This is a genomic window from Streptomyces viridochromogenes (genome assembly GCF_001270495.1).
Lineage (GTDB): Bacteria > Actinomycetota > Actinomycetes > Streptomycetales > Streptomycetaceae > Streptomyces > Streptomyces viridochromogenes_A.
Map to the genome: position 1 here is coordinate 74551 of NZ_LGUR01000240.1, position 19676 is coordinate 94226.

Sequence of the window (19676 nt, forward strand, 5' to 3'; positions counted from 1 at the left end):
GGCTCGAAGCGGGTTCGGGCGGTTCGTCGGGGCGCGGCCCTGCCGTCGAATTCCCCTTTGCCAGGGAGGAGTTCGACGACAAGGCCGCGGGGGCGGGCGGCGGGAGGAGCGATGTCAGGTGCGCTCGCCCGCCGCCCGCGTCTCAGGAGGCCGTCACCCGACGGGTGTCGGCCTGCTCGCCGCGCCAGGTCAGGGCGACGGCGGGGGCGGCGGGCGCGGTGGGCGTCGCCAGCCAGCCCAGGAGCGAGCCTCCCCGGCTCACCGCGAGCGCCGCGGTCCCCGCGGGCAGATCGACGGCCCAGTCGCCGTCGGCGCCGGTGATCCGGTCGTCCGCGCCGGTGGGGTTGAACGCGCCGATCACGCGCGTGCCGTCGGGGCCCGTCCGGGTGAAGGCGACGGCACGCCGGTGGGCCGACGTCCAGCGCGGGGCGCCCGTGGCCAGGCCCGCGACGAAGCCGGCCACGGCGCCGTGGGCGGGGACGCCCGCGGCGACGGTGACCTCGCCGGGTGCGGTGCTCGCGCCGGGGTGACCCGCGCGGAGCACACCGAGGGGTCCGGTGGCGTCCAGGGCGGCGCGGACCGGGGACTCGTCGAGCCAGCGCAGGCCGACCAGGCGGTGGGAGTCCCGCAGTTGCTCGTGGACGGCCTCGGTGAGCTCCCGCAGTACGGTCGTGCCCTCCCGCTGCCAGGCGCCGGCCTCGGCCAGGGCGCGGTCGACGAGCAGGTCCGCGTCACGGTCGAGCCGGCTGCCGGCCAGCGCCGCGCCGTGGCGGTCGAGGAAGAGGGCGAGCAGTCGCAGGCTCTCCGCTGTGGGGTTGTGGTCACCGCCCTCCGTGAGGGGGGCTCCCGGGCAGTACGGCGGCGCGTGGAGCACCGGGTCGACGCCTTCGGCGCGCAGCCCGTCCGGGTCCATGTCGATCAGCTCGCCCCAGGTGCCCGCCGCGCAGGCGGTGTAGACGCTGACCGTGGTCGATCCGAGCATCAGGGCCAGCAGGGCGTTGAACAGGGGCGTGCGCGGACCGGCGAAGGTCTCGTCGTCCCAGGTGAAGCCCCAGTTGGCTTCCAGCACATCGGTGTCGCCCAGCAGGATCTCACTGAGGTGCGTGGCGAAGGCGTCCGGGCTCTGCGCCGGGTTGCCCACCCACTCGGTGTGCCCGATCAGATGCCGGGAGCCCTTGAGGGCGCGGTGGCGGGCGGCCCAGGCGTCGATGGTGGCGTCCGGTCCCGTGGCGCGGGCCAGGGGCACGTTGGCGACGCGGACGGGGGCGGCCGGGAACAGGTCGGAGATCCAGTCCCACAGGCCGACGATGGCCTCGCCGGACCAGCGCGACCACAGCAGGCGCAGTCCGCTGGGCCAGTCGGCGAGGTCGTCGCCGGTGCGTGCCGCCTCGTCGGCCAGTCCACGGGCGGACAGCCACCGCGCGAACTCCGCACGGGCCGCCGGGGAGGCGTCCTGGGCGTCGATGGCGATGTGCACGTCGCCGGACATGCCCTCGTTGCCGAGCTGGAGCGCGACGACGGGGCCCCGGGGGGCGGCCGTGGGGGACACGACCTCGTCGGCCACGGCACGCAGCCAGGTGGCGACCTCCTCCTTGACGGCCGGGTCGAGGAGGCTGGGCAGGGGCTTGGCCTGGGAGGTGAGCAGCTCGCCGTTCAGCCCCCGGTAGGGCGTGTGGCCCGCGCCGCAGAGCCGGTCGGGGAGCCCGCCGAGCTGTACTTCCGCGTGGATGAAGGGGCCGGGCTTGACCAGGACGGCGAGGCCGGCCTCGGCGGCGAGGCCGATCAGAGCGACGACATCGCGCTGCGGGTCGGTCTTGCCGTGAAAGTCGAACGCGCGCTCCTCGCCCTCGCCGGTCTCGTGGAACCGCCACGGCAGGTAGAAGGAGACGACGTCGACGCCGAGGGAGCGCAACTCCCGCAGGTTGTTCGCCCAGTTGGCCGGATCGGCCCGGTAGTAGGGGTACTCGCCGATGACGACGGGGCGGTCCGCGCCGGGGATCAGGGCCGTGTTCAGCCGGGTGCTCATGCGGTGCTCCCGTCCTGGTTCGGTATGAGGACGACCTTGAGTGCCGTGTAGTCGGCGCCCGGCACGGCGGCCAGGGCCTTGAATGCCTCCGCGTGGTCCCCCAGCGGGAAGCGGTGGGTGATCAGCCGCTCCAGCGGGATCGAGCCGGCCAGCTCGACGGCCTTGGGGAAGATCATGCTGTTGTAGTCGCCGGCGCCGATGATCTGCAGCCCGCGCTGGAGGATCTCCAACGGACGCACGGTCGCGGCGGCGTTGCTGTTGAAGCCCATGACGACGATCCGGCCGCGCTGGGCGGCGTAACCGAGGCTCTGCTCCAGGAGGTTGCCGACGGAGTCGACGACCAGGTGCGCGCGGTGGGTGAGTTCCGCGTCGTCCGGGGTGTGGACGGTGATCCGGCCCTCGAACTCGGGGGCGGCGAAGATCTCCCGGTCCAGCGACTGGCGGACCGGGTCGGGCTCGACGACCAGGACCCGGGCGCCGTAGCGGGCGGCGGCCATGGCCGTCACGGCGCCCATCGGACCGCCGCCGACGATCACCGCGGTCTCGCCCGGCTGGAGCCGGCCGGCCTCGATGTTGTTGAGGGCGCAGGCGAGCGGTTCGACCACGACGGCCCGGTCGAAGCTCATCCCCTCGGGTATCGCGTGGCAGAACAGCTCGGGCAGGCGCATGAACTCGGCGAAGGAGCCGTCGTAGTCGAGCCCGACCTCGGTTCCGGCCTTGTTGCCGCAGAAGTTCCAGTGCCCTTCCAGGCAGGTGTCACAACTGCCGCAGTACAGGGTCGGGTTGACGATGACCCGGTCACCGGGTGCGAACCGGGTCACGCCGGGGCCCGTCGTCTCGACGACGCCGACGGCCTCATGTCCCATCACGACGCCGGGCTCGGCCGGGAACTTGCCGACGAGGACGCTGCGGTCGGTGCCGCAGATTCCGCTCTGGACGATGCGGATGACGACGTCGGTCGCCTCGCGCGGTTCCGGCTTGGGCCGGTCGACCAGCTCCAGGGAGCGGTCTTCGGTCAGTGTGAGTGCCTTCATGCGTCCCCCTTGGCGGCCGCGGCGGTGCCACGGCCCAGTTCCCAGCTGATGGAGTCGAGGAGTTGCCTGTGCAGTTCGGGCGTCGCCGCGGCGATGCACGACTTCTGGTTCAACGGCCCGAGGTCGACCAGCGAGGTCGTCCCCAGGTCCTCGCCGTAGGCGTCGGTGATCACGACGCCGGCCTGCCGGGCGAGGTAGACGGCGGCGGCGATGTCGTACGGGAACAGGTGCAGGATCGAGCCGCGTCCGACGCGCAGGAACTCGGCCTCGGTGTCGGGGTGGTCGCGCAGGACCCGGTTGCCGATGTCGACGTAGGCGTCGAGCTGTCCCGTGATGATGCGGGAGATGGAGAAGGTGGCGCTGTTGAAGACGAACACGCCGCCGGTGTTGGCCGACTGGTCCACGAGGTGGGAGTAGGCCGCGTTCATCAGGTGCATGGGGTGGCCGTTGAACTCGATCGACCAGAACATCTTCGCCAGGTCGGTGGTCCGGCTCAGCCGCGGCACGGGAGTGGGGTGGCCGCCGCTGGAGAGGCCCTCCGTGTCGTCACCGTAGATCCAGGCGCCGCTCTTGATCTCCAGCAGGCAGGCGGCCGTGACGTCGGCCAGCGTGGGCTTGCCGTCGCCGTAGGGGGCGACCGCGATGGAGACCATGCCCATCTCCAGGCCGGCCGAGGTGGGGCGGGTGCCGTCGATGGGGTCGACGACCAGCAGGTACTGCGGGTCGGGAGCGAGTTCGACGAATGCGCCGTCCTCGGTGTAGACGGCGACGGGCACCTCGGCGTGGGCGCGCAGGTAGTCCAGAACGGCCTTCTCGGCCACCTCGTCGACATCGAACTGGGCGTCACCGCCGGGGGAGTCGCCGTGCACCTGGCGGGCCAGGCCCCGCTGGCCGTAGGTCAGCAGCTCGGCGCGGACGTGTTCGCCGAGGCCTTTGAGCAGTTTCTTCACCGGCCCAGCTCCGACATGAAGAGGTTCTCCAGCTTGTCGCAGATCTCCTCGGCCTGAGCCATGGTCAGGATCAGCGGAGGACGGATCTTGAGGACGTTTCCGTAGCCGTAGCGCGAGGTGCGCAGGATGAGGCCGTGGTCCATGGCCGCGCTCGCCAGGTGGTTGGTGAGCTTGACGGCCGGCTTGCCGTCGGGCTCGCACATCTCGAAGCCGATCATCAGGCCGACGCCGCGGACGTCGCCTATGGCCGGATAGCGCAGCTGCATGTCGCGGAGCCGTTCGAGAATATAGTCGCCGGTATTCGTGACATTCGCGAGGAATTCCGGCTGCCGCACAATGTCGAGGGTGACATTCGCGGCCGCGGCGGCAAGGAGATTCGAACCGTACGTGAAGGAGTGGTGATGCGCGGGAAGGCCGGAAAGGCGGTCATTGGTGAGAATGGCGGCGACCTGCGCACCGGAACCGCCGAGGCCCTTCGCCGTGGTAATGGCGTCCGGCTCGACACCGTAATGCTGGGCCGCGAACATATGGCCGGTGCGGCCGATACCCGTCTGGATCTCATCGAAGATGAGGGCGATGTCGTGTTCGTCGCAGAAGGACCGCAGTTTCTGCATGTAGCCGTCCGGCGGCGTGATGTTCCCGCCGTTTCCGGAAATCGGCTCGATCAGTACGGCGGCGACCCGGCCACTGCTCGCGTACTCGATGAAGTCGTCGATGCGGTCGACGCACATCAGGCCGCAGGTTTCCTTGTTCTGCCCGTAGAAGCAGCGGAAGCAGTACGGGTCGGGCACCTGAAGGCTGCCCGGGTACAGGAGCGGGAACGGCTCACGCCGGAAGGCGTTTCCCGACATGGAGGCCATCATCATCGTCTGTCCCACATGGCTGCGGAACAGGGTGATGACCTCGGACTTTCCGGTGGCGTGCTGCGCCATCTTGATGGCGCCCTCGTTGGCGGAGGACCCTCCGGAGACCTTGGGGTGGACCCGGGTCAGGTTGGCCGGCGAGGTCTCCACGAGCCGCTGCACCAGACCGTTGATCGGGTCGCTCTGGTACGAGGAGGTGAGGTGGACCACCTTGTCGAGCTGGTCCTTCATCGCCGCTATCACGGCGGGGTGGGAGTAGCCGAGGCTGAGGTTGAACGTCGCCGACGCGCAGTCCAGATAGCGTTTTCCGTCAGAATCGTACAGATAGACGCCTTCGCCGCGCTCCATCTTGAGGGCGCTGACGGGATAATAGAGATGATCGGTCACTGCTTCGGTGTCCATATTTTCCCCCTGTGGCAGAAACGAAGCGCATGCTTCATATTCTCGTTGATCGAAGAAGTGCGCCGGTGAAATCCGGCTCAACACACCCGTCCCATTCGGAGTGCGACACGGAGGGGACGCGGTGGAGCGGAATCACGATGCGGTCCAAGTTCACAACATCCCCCCATTAAGAAGATCATATCCAGCCCCTCGCTGGCAAGGAGGGGCAGAAATTCGCAGACGATTGCTATCCAGGGAAGGCCAGGGCTGCGGCGGAAACGGCGATCGAGCGCCGCACGGCGGCCGAGGCGCGGCGCAGTGCCTGACCGGAATGCGGCGCGCCGCATTCCAGCAGGGCGAGCGCCCGCGCCGCGTGCCGCACCCTGGCCGAGGGCAGGACCGCCGGCCGCACCAGGTGTCCCTGGCGGGCGGCGATCAGCAGCACGGCGACCGCCAGAGCCGAGACGTCGCGGACGTCGGGCCGTTCGGCGGCGCGGCGCACCCGCGCTCTCGCCTCGCTCATGCGCTCACCGAGCGTGCCGAGCGCGGCGGCGCGGGCGCACTCCTCCTCGACCTGGCGCAGCGCGTCGGGGCCGAGCGACTCGACCCACTCCCAGGGCGGACGCGCCCGGCCGGCCGCGCCGACGCTGCGGAGTACCCCGTTCTGGACCACGTCATCCGTCGTGCCGCCTCCGCACGGCACCACACGGTCGTCCCCCAGCTCCAGCCGTCGTGCGAGCGCGAGTTCGAACAGTGCGGCGCCGACGACAGCGCGTCCGGCCTCGGTCCGGGACGGCCAGGGCCAGAATCCTCCTTCTCCGGCACCGCACAGGGCCAGGAGGAGAGGCGTCGGCGTCACCCCGTCTTCTCCTCCTCCAGTGCCGCGGCGAGGAGGCCGACGCCCGTGAACACATGGCCGCGCATGCCGACCTCGCGGGCCGCGAGCACGTTGTCGGAACGGTCGTCCACGAAGAGGATGTCCTCGGCGGGCAGCCCCAGTTCGCGGCTGCACCACGTGTAGGCGGCCGGTTCCGGCTTGGCGCTGCCGATCCGACAGGACAGGCCGAGCACGCTGAAGTGCCCGAGCCACTCCTGGGTGGCCTCGTAGTGGACGGCGAGCTCCTCCGGGATGTTGGAGAGCAGTCCGAGGCGTACGCCCCGGTCGGCCAGCTCGGCCAGGAAGTCCACACTCTCCTGGTCGATCTCGCTCCAGCTGGCCAGATCGGCGGCGATCAGATCGTCGACCTGCCGGTCGGTGAACGGAGTGCCGAGCCGTTCGCTCACGCTTCCCCAGTAGGCGGGGCCCCGGACGTCGCCGCGGTCGTACGGCGGGCGCAGCGACCAGTAGGCGTCCCAGAACCGCTCTCCGCTCACCCCGGCTGTTCGTTCGATCACCTCCTGGGACTCCGTGGACTGGACACGGGCCAGGACTCCGAACATGTCGAAGAGGACGGCCTTCACGCTTGTACCTCCGAGGGCTTGGCGGTCTCGGCGGAGTCGGCGCTGGATGCGGGCAGTCCGTCCGGATCGGGGGCGTTGCTGCGCAGCCAGAAGCTGAGCACGAGGCAGAGGGCGGCCAGGGCGAACATGACGAGCGGGAGCGCCTTGACGTCCATCCCGTCGATGACGACGCCGAGCAGCGGCGGGAAGGCGACGCCTCCGATCATCGACGCCGCCATCACATAGGCGCCGGCCGCGGCGACGCTCGGCACCGCCCGGTTCAGCCAGGGCAGACAGGTCGGGAAGATCGGGGCGATGGCGAGGCCGACCCCGAAGTAGGCGTAGGGCGCTGCCCAGGGGATCGTCGCGAGCAGCAGGAATCCCGCCATGCCCGCGGAGCACACGGTCAGGATCGCGGGCGCCGAGAAGCGCAGGCAGAGCGGAACCACGACGAAGCGGCCGATGGTCATGGCGGCCCAGTACGCCGATGTGGCGGTGGCGGCGGTCGCGGCCGCGTATCCCACGGTCTCCAGGTGGGTGGGCTCCCAGCCGCCGACTCCGGTCTCGATGGCCACGTGCAGCACGTAGATGCCGATGAAGGCGGCGATGATCGGCGCGACGCGCGCACCCGTGCGGGACGTGGCCTCGACGACGGGTTCGGGTTCCCGGGAGGCCACGCCGCCGAGGGTGAACAGGATCAGCACACAGACGGCGGCGACGCCGACGAAGATGCCCGGGTAGTGCTCGGCGCCGAGCCATCCCACCAGGGCGGGACCCGCGATCGCACCGACGCCGAAGTGGCCGTTGAGCAGGTTGAGCATCGCGGTGCTGCGGCGGCCGAAGGCGACGGCGAACAGCTGGTTGAGGCCGTAGTCGACACCGCCGAAGCCGAGGCCGATGACGAAGGTGCCGACCAGGGCCGTGGGCCAGTTGGGAGCGATCGCGAACACCACCGACCCCACGGCCATGAGCAGGTACGAGGCGCCGAGCAGGATCCGGTGGCCCAGTCGTACGCGCAGCAGGTGGTAGATGAGCACGCCGACCACCGCGGCGGCGAAGTGTCCGCTCAGGCTGAGTCCTGCGACGGCGGGGCTGATGCCGTATTCCTTGCGCAACGCGGGGATCGCGGGACCGTACAGGGCCTGGAGGGCTCCGATCACCACGAACGCCCCGCAGGAGGCCACGATCGCCATCGTTGTGATCAACGGTTGCGGGGCCCCGGACGGATCGGGTCTGCGGGCTGTGGACATCGAGCTCCTCAAGGGGACGATAGTTGAACAGAAATCAAACAAACATAGAAAGACGCAGGTCAGGTGGGCAGCTCGGCCCTACCTTCTCATGGATCCTGTCCTCTTGAACAGATTTCATGTTCATTCGGTCAGTCGGCCCGGCGGAATGGCCGATACCCTCCCTGGCATGAACGTGATGGAGAGACACAACTTCGTGATCGAGATGCTCATGCGTGAGAACCGCGCGACCGTCGCGGACCTCGCCAGCGCGACGGGGGCCTCGGAGATGACGATCCGCCGGGACCTGGAGGTCCTGGAATCGCGCGGTGCCCTGCGCAGAGTGCGCGGCGGCGCGGTGAGCAATCTGCCGGGCGGGGTCGAACCGCCGTACGCGATCCGCGCGATGTCGGGCATGGAGACGAAGGTGCGGCTCGCGCGTACCGTGCTGTCGCTGCTGACGGACGGCGAGACGATCGCCCTGGACACCGGTACGACCCTGGTGGCCGTCGCGAAGGCCATGGAGGACCGGCAGTTCACCGTCACCCCGCTGTCGCTGCACGCGGCCTTCGCCCTGTCCGCCTACCCCGGCATCCAGTTGCTGCTGCCCGGTGGCCAGGTCCGTTCGGGCGAGCTGTCCTTCTACGGCCAGACGCCGGCCGACACTTTCAAGGACCTGTGCTTCGACACCTTCGTACTGGGCTGCTGCGGGGTGGATCCGGCCCGTGGGGCGACCGCGTACAACCTTGACGACGTCCAGGTGAAGCGGGCGGCTCTCGAATCGGCCCAGCGGGTCATCCTGGTGGCCACGGCCGAGAAACTGGGCCGCACGGCACTCGGGCGCATCTGCTCACTGGAGGAGATCGCTCTGGTCGTCACCGATGCGGCACTGGACAACCCGGTGGTCGAGATGATGCAGGCGCGGGGCGTACAGGTGGTCCATCCGCAACCCTGAACGCCGTCGGCACCGCGCGGCATGTGGCCCAAGGGGGAGCGCAGGCGGGGCGGCGGGCGCACCACCACCGTGGCGAGCGCTGCGTAGGATCCGAACAGGGAGAACCCGGGCCCGTTCCGACGCCGCACCGACTTCGTTCCTGGAGACGACATGAGCAGCGCCCTTCTCGTGATGGACGTCCAACAGGCCATCGTGGACATCGCCGACGACGGCTCCGGATACCTGCCGCGCCTGCGCAGAGCGATCGACGGGGCCCGGGCGGCGGACATCCCCGTGATCTACGTGGTCATCGCGTTACGTCCCGGCTTCCCGGAAGTCGGCACGCGCAACAGGGCACTCGCCGCCATCGCGCGAGCCGGCCTCTACGTCGAAGGCGCCCCGGGCACCGAGATCCACCCCGAGGTCGCGCCCCTGCCGGGGGACGTGGTGGTCACCAAGCGACGGGCGAGCGCGTTCTCGGGCAGCGATCTCGACGTGGTGCTCAGGGCTCGCGGTATCGACAGCCTCGTGCTCACCGGCATCGCCACCAGCGCTGTGGTGCTGTCCACCCTGTGCCAGGCGAACGACCTGGACTTCGGCCTCACCGTCCTCTCCGACGCCTGCCTGGACACCGACCCGGAGGTGCACCGGGTCCTCGTCGGGCGGCTGTTCCCGCAGTGGGCGGATGTCGTCACGGTCGACGACTGGCTCAAGACGCCGCCGGTGGCCTGACGGGCGCCCGGCAACCGGGGCGGGACGGCTCACCGAAGCAGTGGAGACGACACTCGGCGACGGCTCGGTCTTGACAGGCGGCCGTCGTGGGGCTTCCCTGGTCATGACCTGGACGCGTTGCGTATCACGCTACTGTTGTGTGATGTGAAACTCGGCCGGTCGTGGTCAGGCTCTGGCTTCCCTACACCGCGGAGTAGCGCTACAGATGACTCGCAAGCCACCTGCTGAGGACCCCGGCGACGCTCGTCTGCGGGTCGGCCCCCCGAAGGAGTACGCCGCCGGCCTGCCCGCGGTCACTTCCTCGCTGCGGCACGCCGGCGAACAGATGGGGGCCCGGCGCAGTCTGCTCACCCTCCTCAGGGTCAATCAGAAGGAGGGCTTCGACTGCCCCGGCTGCGCCTGGCCCGAGCCGGAACACCGGCACCGGGCGGAGTTCTGCGAGAACGGGGCCAAGGCCGTGGCCGAAGAGGCCACCGTGCGCCGCGTCACCCCCGACTTCTTCGCCGGGCACACTCTTGAGGACCTGCTGCCCCGCACTGACTACTGGCTGGGCCAGCAAGGACGTCTCACCCACCCCATGTACCGCCCGGCGGGCAGCGACCGCTACCGGCCGATCTCCTGGAACGACGCGTTCGCCGTGATCGCCCGCGAACTCGCCGAGCTCGACCACCCGGACCAGGCCGCCTTCTACACCTCCGGGCGGGCGAGCAACGAAGCCGCGTTCCTCTACCAGCTGTTCGTCCGCATGCTCGGCACCAACAACCTGCCCGACTGCTCCAACATGTGCCACGAGTCCAGCGGTTCGGCCCTGACGGAGACCATCGGCATCGGCAAGGGCAGCGTCAGCCTGGACGACCTCCACGAGGCGGATCTCATCCTCGTGGTCGGCCAGAACCCCGGCACCAACCATCCCCGCATGCTCTCCGCCCTGGAACAGGCCAAGCGGCGGGGCGCTCGCATCATCTCGGTCAACCCCCTGCCCGAGGCCGGGCTGCTCCGGTTCAAGAACCCCCAGCGTCCCTCCGGCGTCCTCGGCGGTGGCACCCGGTTGTCGGACCAGTTCCTCCAGATCAGGCTGGGCGGGGACCAGGCGTTGTTCCAGGCCTTCAACCGCATGCTGCTGGAGGCGGAGGACGAAGCGCCCGGCACCTGTCTGGACACGCCGTTCATCGACCGGTACACGCACGGCTTCCAGGAGTTCGCCGAGCACGCCCGCAAGGTGTCGTGGGACGACATCCTCCAGGCCACGGGCCTGTCCGAGGAAGAGATCCGGGACGCGTTCCGCCAGGTGCTGGCCGCCGAGAAGATCGTCGTCTGCTGGGCGATGGGACTCACCCAGCACAAGCACTCCGTGCCCACCATCCGGGACGTCGTGAACTTCCTGCTGCTGCGCGGCAACATCGGCCGTCCGGGCGCGGGGCTCTGCCCGGTGCGGGGCCATTCCAACGTGCAGGGCGACCGCACCATGGGCATCTACGAGAAGCCGGACGACGCGTTCCTGGACGCGCTCGGCGCCGAGTTCGCGTTCACGCCCCCGCGGCACCACGGCCACGACGCCGTGGAGAGCATCCGTGCCATGCGCGACGGCGACGTACGCGTCTTCGTCGCGCTGGGTGGCAACTTCGTCGCCGCCGCTCCCGACACCGACCTGACCGAGCAGGCGATGCGCCGTTGCCGCCTCACGGTCCAGATCTCGACCAAGCTCAACCGCTCGCACGTCATCGCGGGGGAGCAGGCGCTCATCCTCCCGTGCCTCGGCCGGACCGAAGCCGACCAGCGGCCGACCGGACCCCAACTGGTCACAGTGGAGGACTCCATGGGCATGGTGCATCTCTCGCGGGGACGGCTGGCGCCCGCCTCCGATCAGCTGCTGAGCGAGGTCGCGATCATCTGCCGCATGGCACGGGCGGCACTCGGGGAAGCGGGGTCCCATGTGCCGTGGGAGGACTTCGAGTCGGACTACGACCGCATCCGTGACCGCATCGAAAGGGTGATCCCCGGCTTCGAGGACTTCAACGCCCGGGTACGACGGCCCGGCGGCTTCGCCCTGCCCCACCCGCCCCGGGACGAGCGCCGCTTCACGACCAGCACCGGCCTGGCCAACTTCACCGCCAACCCGCTGGACGCGCCCCATGTCCCGCCGGGCCGGCTGCTGTTGCAGACCCTGCGCTCCCACGACCAGTACAACACCACCATCTACGGCCTGGACGACCGCTACCGCGGCATCCACCAGGGCCGCCGGGTCCTCTTCCTGAACCCCGACGACCTCACCGACCGCGGGCTCGCGGACGGGGACGTCGTCGACATCGTCAGCGAGTACGAGGACGGCGTGGAACGCAGGGCGCCGGCCTTCCGGGTGGTGCCGTACCCGACCCCCCGAGGCTGCTGCGCCGCCTACTTCCCCGAGACCAACGTCCTCGTCCCCCTGGACTCCACGGCGGCCATCAGCAACACCCCCACGTCGAAGTCCATCGTCGTCCGGCTGGAACCGGCCACCGCCGACGCCCACCCCGGTGGCTGACCTCGCCCCACTGGCCCGCTTCGGGAGCCTCCTCGCCACCGGCCTGCGGGACGTGACCAGCGATCCGGCGGCCCTTGACTCCGCCGGGTTCTGGGCCGTGGTCGCCGACTTCGAGGGGCGCCTTGTCTGCGCGCGCTTCAGTGACGTACGCCGGGCCCCCGTGCCGGCCGCCGCGCCCGCGCCGTGGCGGGGCCCGGACCCGGACTCCTGGACGTCCTCCCTCGACCGGGCCGCCTATACCGCCGGGGTCCGGCGCATCCGTGAGCACATCGCGGCCGGCGAGGTCTACCAGGCCAACCTGTGCCGGGTCCTGTCCGCGCCGCTGCCCGACCCGGAGCGCGCGGACGTCGACGCGCTCACCGCCCTGCTGGCGCGCGGCAATCCAGCGCCGTACGCCGGCACCGTGCGTCTCCCGGCGCACGGTGTGGAGATCGCCACGGCCTCGCCCGAACTCTTCCTCCGCCGCCGGGGCCGCACGGTGGAGTCCGGCCCCATCAAAGGCACCGGGCGGACCGCCGACGACCTCCTCGAAAAGGACCACGCCGAGAACGTCATGATCGTGGACCTGGTCCGCAACGACCTGGGACGCGTCTGCGCCACCGGTAGCGTGACCGTTCCCGACCTGTGCGCCGTCGAGGAACACCCCGGCCTGGTGCACCTGGTGTCCACCGTGCGAGGTGAGCTCGCCGAACGCGTCGGATGGCCCGAACTGCTCGCCGGCACGTTCCCGCCCGGGTCCGTCACAGGCGCCCCCAAGTCCAGCGCACTGCGGGTGATCGCGGCGCTGGAGACCGCGCCGCGCGGCCCGTACTGCGGGGGCGTCGGCTGGGTCGACGCCGACCGCGGCACGGCCCAACTGGCCGTGGGCATCCGCACGTTCTGGATCGACCGTCCCGCTCCGGGCGGCCCCGTACTGCGCTTCGGTACGGGGGCGGGGATCACCTGGGACTCCGATCCCGAGCGCGAGTGGGCCGAGACCCGGCTGAAAGCGCGGCGGCTGCTCACGGTGGCGTCGGGTGCGTACCCGCGTGGCTCCCGCATGCCCTCCCGCCTGGGAGGCTGATGGTTCGTCGGGCCCGGATCCCTCCGTGCGCGGCCGTTCATCGGGTTGCGGTCGTGTAACTCGACACCAACCTCTTGACAGCCCTCCCCGGCACCCAGAGGGTTGTTGCCCATAGTGAATTCCGATGCATTATTCGCAACGACGCACCATGGCGGCCGCTCCGCCTCCCCTCCTCTCGTCGTTCCCCCATCCGCTCCGGCGTGCTCGTCGGTCAGACGGAATCACCGACGAGTTCCCCTGCCGTCGTCCGCGACAAAGACTCCACTGCCGTCTGTGGAAAGGACGAGCTGATGAGTAAAACCCGTGAAAGGGACGGGAGCCGTAGCCATCCCGTCGCCGCGGATCTCCCAGGAAGCCCGGCGCAGTCCGCCGCTCCCAGGACCGACCTGATCGTCTTCGGCGTCGCCGCGGCCCTCACCCTCGCCTTCGTGGTGTGGGGAGCCACCGCGACCGACACGCTGGAGAGCGTGTCCGGAAAGCTGCTGGACGGGACCATTCGCAACGGTGGCTGGGCCTTCGTCCTCGCGGCCTCGGGCTTCGTGGTCTTCGCCCTCTGGCTGGCGGTCAGCCGCTACGGCCGGATCACCCTGGGCAAAGAGGGCGAGGAGCCCGAGTTCCGCACCGTCTCATGGATCGCCATGATGTTCAGCGCGGGCATGGGCATCGGCCTGATGTTCTACGGCGTGAGCGAGCCGCTCTCGCACTTCGTCACGCCGCCGCCGGGCACCGACCCGGCCGACGCCAACGAGGCCATGGAGACCGCCATGGCCACGACCCTCTTCCACTGGACGCTGCACCCGTGGGCGATGTACGCGGTGGTGGGTCTGGCGATCGCCTACAGCACCTTCCGGCGCGGCCGCCGGCAGCTGATCAGCGCGGTGTTCACCCCGCTGATCGGTGAGAAGCGGGCCAACGGCTGGGGTGGCCGGGTCATCGACATCCTCGCCATCTTCGCCACCCTCTTCGGCTCCGCGGCCTCCCTGGGGCTCGGCGCCCTGCAGATCGGCAGCGGCTTCACCGGACTGGGCTGGCTGGGATCCGTCGGCACCGGCCTGCTGGTCGCCGTGATCGCGGTGCTGACCGTGGCGTTCGTGGCCTCGGCGGTGTCCGGGATCGAGAAGGGAATCCAGTGGCTGTCCAACATCAACATGGTGCTGGCGGTGACACTGGCGGTCTTCGTGTTCCTCGTGGGGCCGACCATCTTCATCCTCGACCTGTTGCCCACCTCCATCGGCGCGTACCTCGGTGACCTGGCCCAGATGGTCGGCCGTACCGAGGCGTCCAGCGGCGAGGGAGTCGCCGACTGGCTGGCCGGCTGGACGGTCTTCTACTGGGCCTGGTGGATCTCCTGGACGCCCTTCGTCGGCATGTTCATCGCGCGCATCAGCCGCGGCCGGACGATCCGGCAGTTCGTGGGCGGGGTCATCCTGGTGCCCAGCACCGTCAGCCTGCTGTGGTTCGCTGTCTTCGGCGGCTCGGCGATGCACCTCCAGGACCAGAAGCGGCTCAGTGACGCCTCGACCGCCCAGGGCCAGCTCTTCGACGTGCTCCAGCAGTACCCGCTCGCCACGATCACGAGCGTGGTGGTGATGATCCTCGTCGGCATCTTCTTCGTCTCCGGCGCCGACGCCGCCTCGATCGTGATGGGCACGCTCTCGCAGCGTGGATCCCTGGAACCGGCCCGCGGTGTCGTCATCTTCTGGGGCGTGCTGACCGGCGCGGTCGCCGCGATCATGCTGCTCATCGGCGGCGGCAAGGGCGACGCGCTCACCGGACTCCAGAACCTCACCATTCTCGCGGCGGCGCCCTTCACCCTGGTGATGGTCGGCCTCTGTATCGCCCTCACCCGCGATCTGCGCCAGGACCCGCTCATCATCCGCGGGCGCATCGGCAAGGAGGCCATCGAGACGGCCGTCATCGCCGGCCACGAGAAGTACGACGGCGACTTCGAGCTGCGCATCGGCCCCGTGGCGTGCAACGACGGCGCGGAGTCCACGCAACCCTCGCAGTCCCAGGACCCCGTGCACCCCACGGAGCCCTCCACCTCCGCTCACTGAGAGCGGCCGACCCGCGCCCGGCGGGGCCGTGGCACCGACCTGGTCGGCCACGGCCCCGCCGGGCGTTCCCGCTGCTCCAGCGGCGTTCGCGCCCCGGCTGAGGAACCTCGTCGCGCTCCTTGACCCCTGGTTGGCGCTGACCCATGCTGTGTTGCGGCACATGAAATGCGTGCCGTAATGAGCAACATCTGATTCAAGTCACGACCAGTCGAGGAGTGGCCATGACGCACCAGGTCCGAGCCGTCGTCGCGCGGGGCAAGGGCGCCCCCGTCAGCCTGGAAACGATCATCGTGCCCGACCCGGGCCCGGGTGAGGCGCTGGTGAAGATCGAGGCCTGCGGGGTCTGTCACACCGATCTGCACTACCGCGAGGGGGGCATCAACGACGACTTCCCCTTCCTGCTGGGCCACGAGGCCGCGGGTGTCGTGGAGTCGGTGGGAGAGGGTGTCACGGACGTGGCACCCGGTGACTTCGTGATCCTCAACTGGCGTGCGGTGTGCGGTCAGTGCCGGGCCTGCCTGCGCGGACGGCCGTGGTACTGCTTCAACACCCACAACGCGAAGCAGAAGATGACCTTGACCGACGGCACCGAGTTGTCGCCCGCGCTGGGCATCGGCGCGTTCGCGGAGAAGACGCTGGTGGCGGCGGGACAGTGCACCAAGGTCGACCCGGCCGCGTCGGCGGCCGCGGCCGGGCTGCTGGGGTGCGGTGTGATGGCGGGCATCGGCGCGGCCATCAACACCGGCAACATCGGCCGGGGCGACTCGGTCGCCGTCATCGGCTGCGGCGGCGTCGGGGCCGCGGCGATCGCCGGGGCGAACCTGGCGGGCGCGGCGAAGGTCATCGCGGTCGACATCGACGACCGCAAGCTGGAGACGGCCTCGAAGCTGGGCGCGACCCACACCGTCAACTCCAAGGAGTCCGACGCGGTCGAGGCGATCCGCGAGCTGACCGGCGGCCACGGCGCCGACGTCGTCATCGAGGCGGTCGGCCGCCCGGAGACGTACAAGCAGGCGTTCTACGCCCGCGACCTCGCCGGCACCGTCGTCCTGGTCGGCGTGCCCACCCCCGAGATGAAGCTGGAGCTGCCGCTGCTGGACGTCTTCGGCCGCGGCGGCTCGCTGAAGTCCTCCTGGTACGGCGACTGCCTGCCGAGCCGCGACTTCCCGATGCTCATCGACCTCTACCGACAGGGCCGGCTGGACCTGGACGCCTTCGTCACGGAGACCATCGCGCTGGACGAGGTCGAGAAGGCCTTCGAGCGGATGCACCACGGCGACGTCCTGCGCTCGGTGGTGGTCCTCTGATGACGGCCCGCATCGAGCACCTCGTCACCTCGGGGACGTTCTCCCTGGACGGCGGCACCTGGGACGTCGACAACAACGTGTGGATCGTCGGCGACGACGTGGAGGCGATCGTCATCGACGCCGCCCACGATGCCGACGCCATCGCCCGGGCGGTCGGCGACCGGCGCCTCGTCGCCATCGTGTGCACGCACGCCCACAACGACCACATCGACGCCGCGCCCGACCTCGCGGCGCGCACGGGCGCCCCGGTCCTCCTCCATCCGGACGACCTGCCGCTGTGGAAGCAGACGCACCCCGACAGGGCGCCGGACGCCGAGCTGACCGACGGACAGGGCATCTCGGTGGCCGGAATCGAGCTGACCGTGCTGCACACGCCCGGCCACGCCCCCGGTGCGGTCTGCCTGTACGCACCGGCCCTCGGGGCGCTCTTCAGCGGCGACACGCTGTTCGCCGGCGGGCCAGGGGCCACCGGGCGGTCCTACAGCCACTTCCCGACCATCGTCGAGTCGATCCGGGACCGGCTGCTGACGCTGCCCGCGGAGACCGTCGTGCACACCGGACACGGGGACGCGACCACCGTCGGCGCCGAGGCCCCGCACTTGCAGGAGTGGGTCGACCGCGGCTTCTGACGCTCCACCGGGGGGTTTCTTGCGGCGCCCGTTCCGCCTGTTTTCGCAGGTGGAACGGGCGCTTCGAGCTGCCTGGAGGCCGGGCGGCAGATGTGTCCGAACGAGGCCTTTTGATGCCTTGACAACGCTTCTGGGCGGCCCCCAAACTGGCGTTGCGCTTACCGCAATCCGTTTCGCTATACGCACCCGAGGTGTCATGATGATTCCCGCGTGCCGACTCGTGGATCTCCCGCGAGGTGAGGCTCACCGGCTCGACATCGATCCGCCGGTCTCGGTGTTCCACACCGACGATGGCGAGGTCTTCGCCATTGACGACACGTGCACCCACCAGGACGCGTCGCTCGCCGACGGCTGGCTGGAGGGCTGCGAGGTGGAATGCCCGCTGCATGCTTCGAAGTTCAACCTGAAGACCGGTTCGGTCGACGCCCCGCCGGCCAAGCTTCCGGTCCGGACACATCAGGTCGTCATCGAGGACGGCATGATCTACGTTCAGCTGTCCACGGACGCCCCCAACCTGCCGCCCTGCATCGCCGCCAGGCTCGCCGGTGGTCCCGCGTGAGGACGGTGGCCGTGGTGGGAGCCTCGCTGGCAGGTCTGTCAGCGGCGCGTTCGCTGCGGCAACAGGGCTTCGACGGGCGGCTCGTCGTCATCGGCGACGAGGTGCACCGCCCGTACGACCGGCCCCCGCTGTCCAAGGAGTTCCTGGCCGGCACCCTCGGCGAGGCCGAACTCGCGCTGGAGTCGGACGACGAGGACCTGCGGGCCGAGTGGCTGCTCGGCAGCCGGGCCGTCGGGCTCGACCGCACGGACCGTGCCGTTCGGCTCGCCGACGGACGTGAGGTGCGTGCCGACGGCGTCGTCATCGCGACCGGCGCAGCGGCGCGGAGCCTCCCCGGCTCGGAGGGCCTGGCCGGGGTGCACACCCTGCGCACCCTGGACGACGCCCGCGCCCTGCGGGACGAACTGGCCCGCGGCGGACGGCTGGTGGTGATCGGCGGAGGCTTCATCGGGGCCGAGGTCGCCTCGACCGCGTACGCCCTCGGGCTCGATGTGACCGTGGTGGAAGTGGCCCCGACGCCTCTCGCCGGACCGCTCGGAGCGGCCATGGGTGCCATCGTCTCCGCCCTCCACGCGGACCACGGCGTACGGCTGTTGTGCGGTGTGGGCGTCAAGGGGCTGAGCGGGGAGACCCGTGTCGACGCCGTCCTGCTGGAGGACGGCCGCACTGTCCCCGCCGACATCGTGGTGGTCGGCGTGGGCGCCCGCCCGTGCGTCGAGTGGCTGGAAGGTTCCGGAGTCGTACTCGACAACGGCGTCAAGTGCGGCGCGGACGGCCGCACCAGCCTGGCCGGTGTGGTCGCGGTCGGCGACTGCGCCAACTGGTACGACCCGCGCGCGGGCCTGCATCGCCGGGTCGAGCACTGGACCGGCGCGCGGGAGCGTCCCGCCAACGCGGTCGCCACCCTGCTGGCGGGGGGTGCGGTGGAACCGGCCGTGCCCCGGCCGCCGTACTTCTGGTCCGACCAGTACGGCGTGAAGATCCAGTTCGCCGGTCACGCGGCAGCCGCCGACAGCGTGACCATCGAGGCCGGGGCCGCGGACACCCGCGATGTCCTGGCCGTCTACCGGCGCGCCGGGGACCCCGTCGCCGTGCTCGGGATGAACCAGCCGCGGCCGTTCATGCGCTGGCGCAAGCAACTGGCCGCCGCCACATCTTGACACCACCCGAGCGACATTCCATGCTGCGGTTGCGTATCGCCCGCAGCGTTGCACCATACACAACGCGGTCCGGAGCTGCCCTTCCCGGCGCGTGAATGACCCCTCCACGACGTTCTCCCGAGGAGTGCACCGTGACCTCGACCAGCCTGCCGGACAGCCTGATCGCCACGCTCCCCGGCTCCTCCTACACGGATCCGGCGATCTTCGCCCAGGAGCAGGAGCACATATTCGAGACCATGTGGTTCTGTGTCGCGCGCGCCTCCGAGCTGGCGAAGCCCGGCGCGTTCCGCACCGTCGACGTGGGGCGCGAGAGCATCCTCGTCACCCGGGCGCGGGACAACTCGATCCGCGCGTACTTCAATGTCTGCCGGCACCGTGGCGCCAAGCTGTGCACGGAGGAGTCCGGCGAGGTCAAGCGGGCCTTCCAGTGTCCGTACCACGCGTGGACGTACGACCTGAACGGCAAGCTCGTCGCGGCGCCCAACCTCACCAAGATGCCGGACATCGGCCGTACCGAGTACGGCCTGGTGAATGTGGCCGTGCGGGAGTGGCTCGGCTATGTCTGGGTCTGCCTTGCGGAGAACCCGCCCTCCTTCGACGAGGAGGTCATCGGCGATGTCGTCGCCCGTCTCGGCGACGTCGAGTCGATCGAGCGCTACGACATCGACAGCCTCTCCGTCGGCAAGCGGATCGTCTACGACGTGAAGGCCAACTGGAAGCTCATCATCGAGAACTTCATGGAGTGCTATCACTGCGCGACCATCCACCCCGAACTGACCGAGGTGCTGCCCGAG

The 19676-nt window shown here is 70.1% G+C and carries 17 protein-coding genes; 10 read left to right on the forward strand and 7 right to left on the reverse strand.

All coding sequences use genetic code 11. The features are described from left to right. Nucleotides 1-142: 142 nt before the first annotated feature. The 7 genes from ADK36_RS37385 to ADK36_RS37415 all read right to left on the reverse strand — a co-directional run bounded on the left by ADK36_RS37385 (nt 143) and on the right by ADK36_RS37415 (nt 7887). Nucleotides 143-2026 carry a beta-galactosidase gene (locus tag ADK36_RS37385; protein ID WP_053200777.1) on the reverse strand — a complete coding sequence of 628 codons (1884 nt, stop codon included), beginning with the start codon at nt 2024-2026 and terminating at the stop codon, nt 143-145. Continuing rightward, the gene (locus ADK36_RS37390) at nt 2023-3060 is read right to left on the reverse strand and encodes a zinc-dependent alcohol dehydrogenase (protein WP_048583932.1); all 1038 of its coding nucleotides are present in this window, start codon (nt 3058-3060) and stop codon (nt 2023-2025) included. The genes ADK36_RS37385 and ADK36_RS37390 overlap by 4 nt, the downstream gene beginning before the upstream one ends. Continuing rightward, complete coding sequence (locus ADK36_RS37395) at nt 3057-4010, reverse strand: inositol monophosphatase family protein (RefSeq protein ID WP_048583931.1); 954 nt, start codon at nt 4008-4010, stop codon at nt 3057-3059. Before ADK36_RS37395 ends, ADK36_RS37390 begins: the two co-directional genes overlap by 4 nt. Continuing rightward, nucleotides 4007-5359, reverse strand: coding sequence for an aspartate aminotransferase family protein (locus tag ADK36_RS37400; protein ID WP_234330028.1), 1353 nt, complete (start codon nt 5357-5359; stop codon nt 4007-4009). Before ADK36_RS37400 ends, ADK36_RS37395 begins: the two co-directional genes overlap by 4 nt. 142 nt (nt 5360-5501) lie before the next feature. Continuing rightward, on the reverse strand, nt 5502-6113 hold the full coding sequence (locus tag ADK36_RS37405) for a GPP34 family phosphoprotein (RefSeq protein ID WP_048583929.1): 612 nt from the start codon (nt 6111-6113) through the stop codon (nt 5502-5504). Further along, nucleotides 6110-6715, reverse strand: a complete 606-nt coding sequence (locus tag ADK36_RS37410; RefSeq protein ID WP_107086950.1) for an HAD family hydrolase — start codon at nt 6713-6715, stop codon at nt 6110-6112. The genes ADK36_RS37405 and ADK36_RS37410 overlap by 4 nt, the downstream gene beginning before the upstream one ends. Continuing rightward, entirely contained in the window at nt 6712-7887 is a 1176-nt protein-coding gene (locus ADK36_RS37415; RefSeq protein ID WP_063776898.1) for an MFS transporter, read from the reverse strand. Before ADK36_RS37415 ends, ADK36_RS37410 begins: the two co-directional genes overlap by 4 nt. A 223-nt stretch (nt 7888-8110) precedes the next feature. Here ADK36_RS37415 and ADK36_RS37420 point away from each other — a divergent pair, with 223 nt between their 5' ends. From ADK36_RS37420 to ADK36_RS37465, 10 genes are all read left to right on the forward strand, one after another. Further along, nucleotides 8111-8875, forward strand: coding sequence for a DeoR/GlpR family DNA-binding transcription regulator (locus ADK36_RS37420; protein WP_053084708.1), 765 nt, complete (start codon nt 8111-8113; stop codon nt 8873-8875). Nucleotides 8876-9025: 150 nt separating this feature from the next. Next, nucleotides 9026-9586: a cysteine hydrolase family protein gene (locus ADK36_RS37425; protein WP_048583928.1), complete on the forward strand. Its 561-nt coding sequence runs from the start codon at nt 9026-9028 to the stop codon at nt 9584-9586. A 205-nt stretch (nt 9587-9791) separates the two neighbouring features. After that, a complete protein-coding gene (locus tag ADK36_RS37430) occupies nt 9792-12107 on the forward strand; it encodes an FdhF/YdeP family oxidoreductase (protein WP_048583927.1) in 2316 nt (771 codons plus the stop codon). Continuing rightward, the gene (locus tag ADK36_RS37435) at nt 12100-13170 is read left to right on the forward strand and encodes a chorismate-binding protein (protein ID WP_053200779.1); all 1071 of its coding nucleotides are present in this window, start codon (nt 12100-12102) and stop codon (nt 13168-13170) included. The genes ADK36_RS37430 and ADK36_RS37435 overlap by 8 nt, the downstream gene beginning before the upstream one ends. A gap of 290 nt (nt 13171-13460) precedes the next feature. Then, the gene (locus ADK36_RS37440) at nt 13461-15227 is read left to right on the forward strand and encodes a BCCT family transporter (protein ID WP_048583925.1); all 1767 of its coding nucleotides are present in this window, start codon (nt 13461-13463) and stop codon (nt 15225-15227) included. 221 nt (nt 15228-15448) lie between these two features. Continuing rightward, entirely contained in the window at nt 15449-16534 is a 1086-nt protein-coding gene (locus ADK36_RS37445; protein ID WP_048583924.1) for an S-(hydroxymethyl)mycothiol dehydrogenase, read from the forward strand. Next, entirely contained in the window at nt 16534-17163 is a 630-nt protein-coding gene (locus tag ADK36_RS37450; RefSeq protein ID WP_053200781.1) for an MBL fold metallo-hydrolase, read from the forward strand. The genes ADK36_RS37445 and ADK36_RS37450 overlap by 1 nt, the downstream gene beginning before the upstream one ends. Before the next feature lie 196 nt (nt 17164-17359). Continuing rightward, nucleotides 17360-17722 carry a bifunctional 3-phenylpropionate/cinnamic acid dioxygenase ferredoxin subunit gene (locus ADK36_RS37455; protein ID WP_048583922.1) on the forward strand — a complete coding sequence of 121 codons (363 nt, stop codon included), beginning with the start codon at nt 17360-17362 and terminating at the stop codon, nt 17720-17722. Next, a complete protein-coding gene (locus ADK36_RS37460) occupies nt 17719-18882 on the forward strand; it encodes an NAD(P)/FAD-dependent oxidoreductase (protein WP_048583921.1) in 1164 nt (387 codons plus the stop codon). The genes ADK36_RS37455 and ADK36_RS37460 overlap by 4 nt, the downstream gene beginning before the upstream one ends. Nucleotides 18883-19013: 131 nt before the next feature. Then, on the forward strand, nt 19014-19676 hold a 663-nt coding region (locus ADK36_RS37465), incomplete at its 3' end, for an aromatic ring-hydroxylating oxygenase subunit alpha (RefSeq protein ID WP_048583920.1).

Bases quoted from the DNA above. Each gene is read 5' to 3' on its own strand.
- ADK36_RS37385 (WP_053200777.1), bottom strand. From the start codon at position 2,026: ATGAGCACCCGGCTGAACACGGCCCTGATCCCCGGCGCGGACCGCCCC.
- ADK36_RS37390 (WP_048583932.1), bottom strand. From the start codon at position 3,060: ATGAAGGCACTCACACTGACCGAAGACCGCTCCCTGGAGCTGGTCGAC.
- ADK36_RS37415 (WP_063776898.1), bottom strand. From the start codon at position 7,887: ATGGCGATCGTGGCCTCCTGCGGGGCGTTCGTGGTGATCGGAGCCCTC.
- ADK36_RS37420 (WP_053084708.1), top strand. From the start codon at position 8,111: ATGAACGTGATGGAGAGACACAACTTCGTGATCGAGATGCTCATGCGT.
- ADK36_RS37425 (WP_048583928.1), top strand. From the start codon at position 9,026: ATGAGCAGCGCCCTTCTCGTGATGGACGTCCAACAGGCCATCGTGGAC.
- ADK36_RS37430 (WP_048583927.1), top strand. From the start codon at position 9,792: ATGACTCGCAAGCCACCTGCTGAGGACCCCGGCGACGCTCGTCTGCGG.
- ADK36_RS37440 (WP_048583925.1), top strand. From the start codon at position 13,461: ATGAGTAAAACCCGTGAAAGGGACGGGAGCCGTAGCCATCCCGTCGCC.
- ADK36_RS37445 (WP_048583924.1), top strand. From the start codon at position 15,449: ATGACGCACCAGGTCCGAGCCGTCGTCGCGCGGGGCAAGGGCGCCCCC.
- ADK36_RS37450 (WP_053200781.1), top strand. From the start codon at position 16,534: ATGACGGCCCGCATCGAGCACCTCGTCACCTCGGGGACGTTCTCCCTG.
- ADK36_RS37455 (WP_048583922.1), top strand. From the start codon at position 17,360: ATGATGATTCCCGCGTGCCGACTCGTGGATCTCCCGCGAGGTGAGGCT.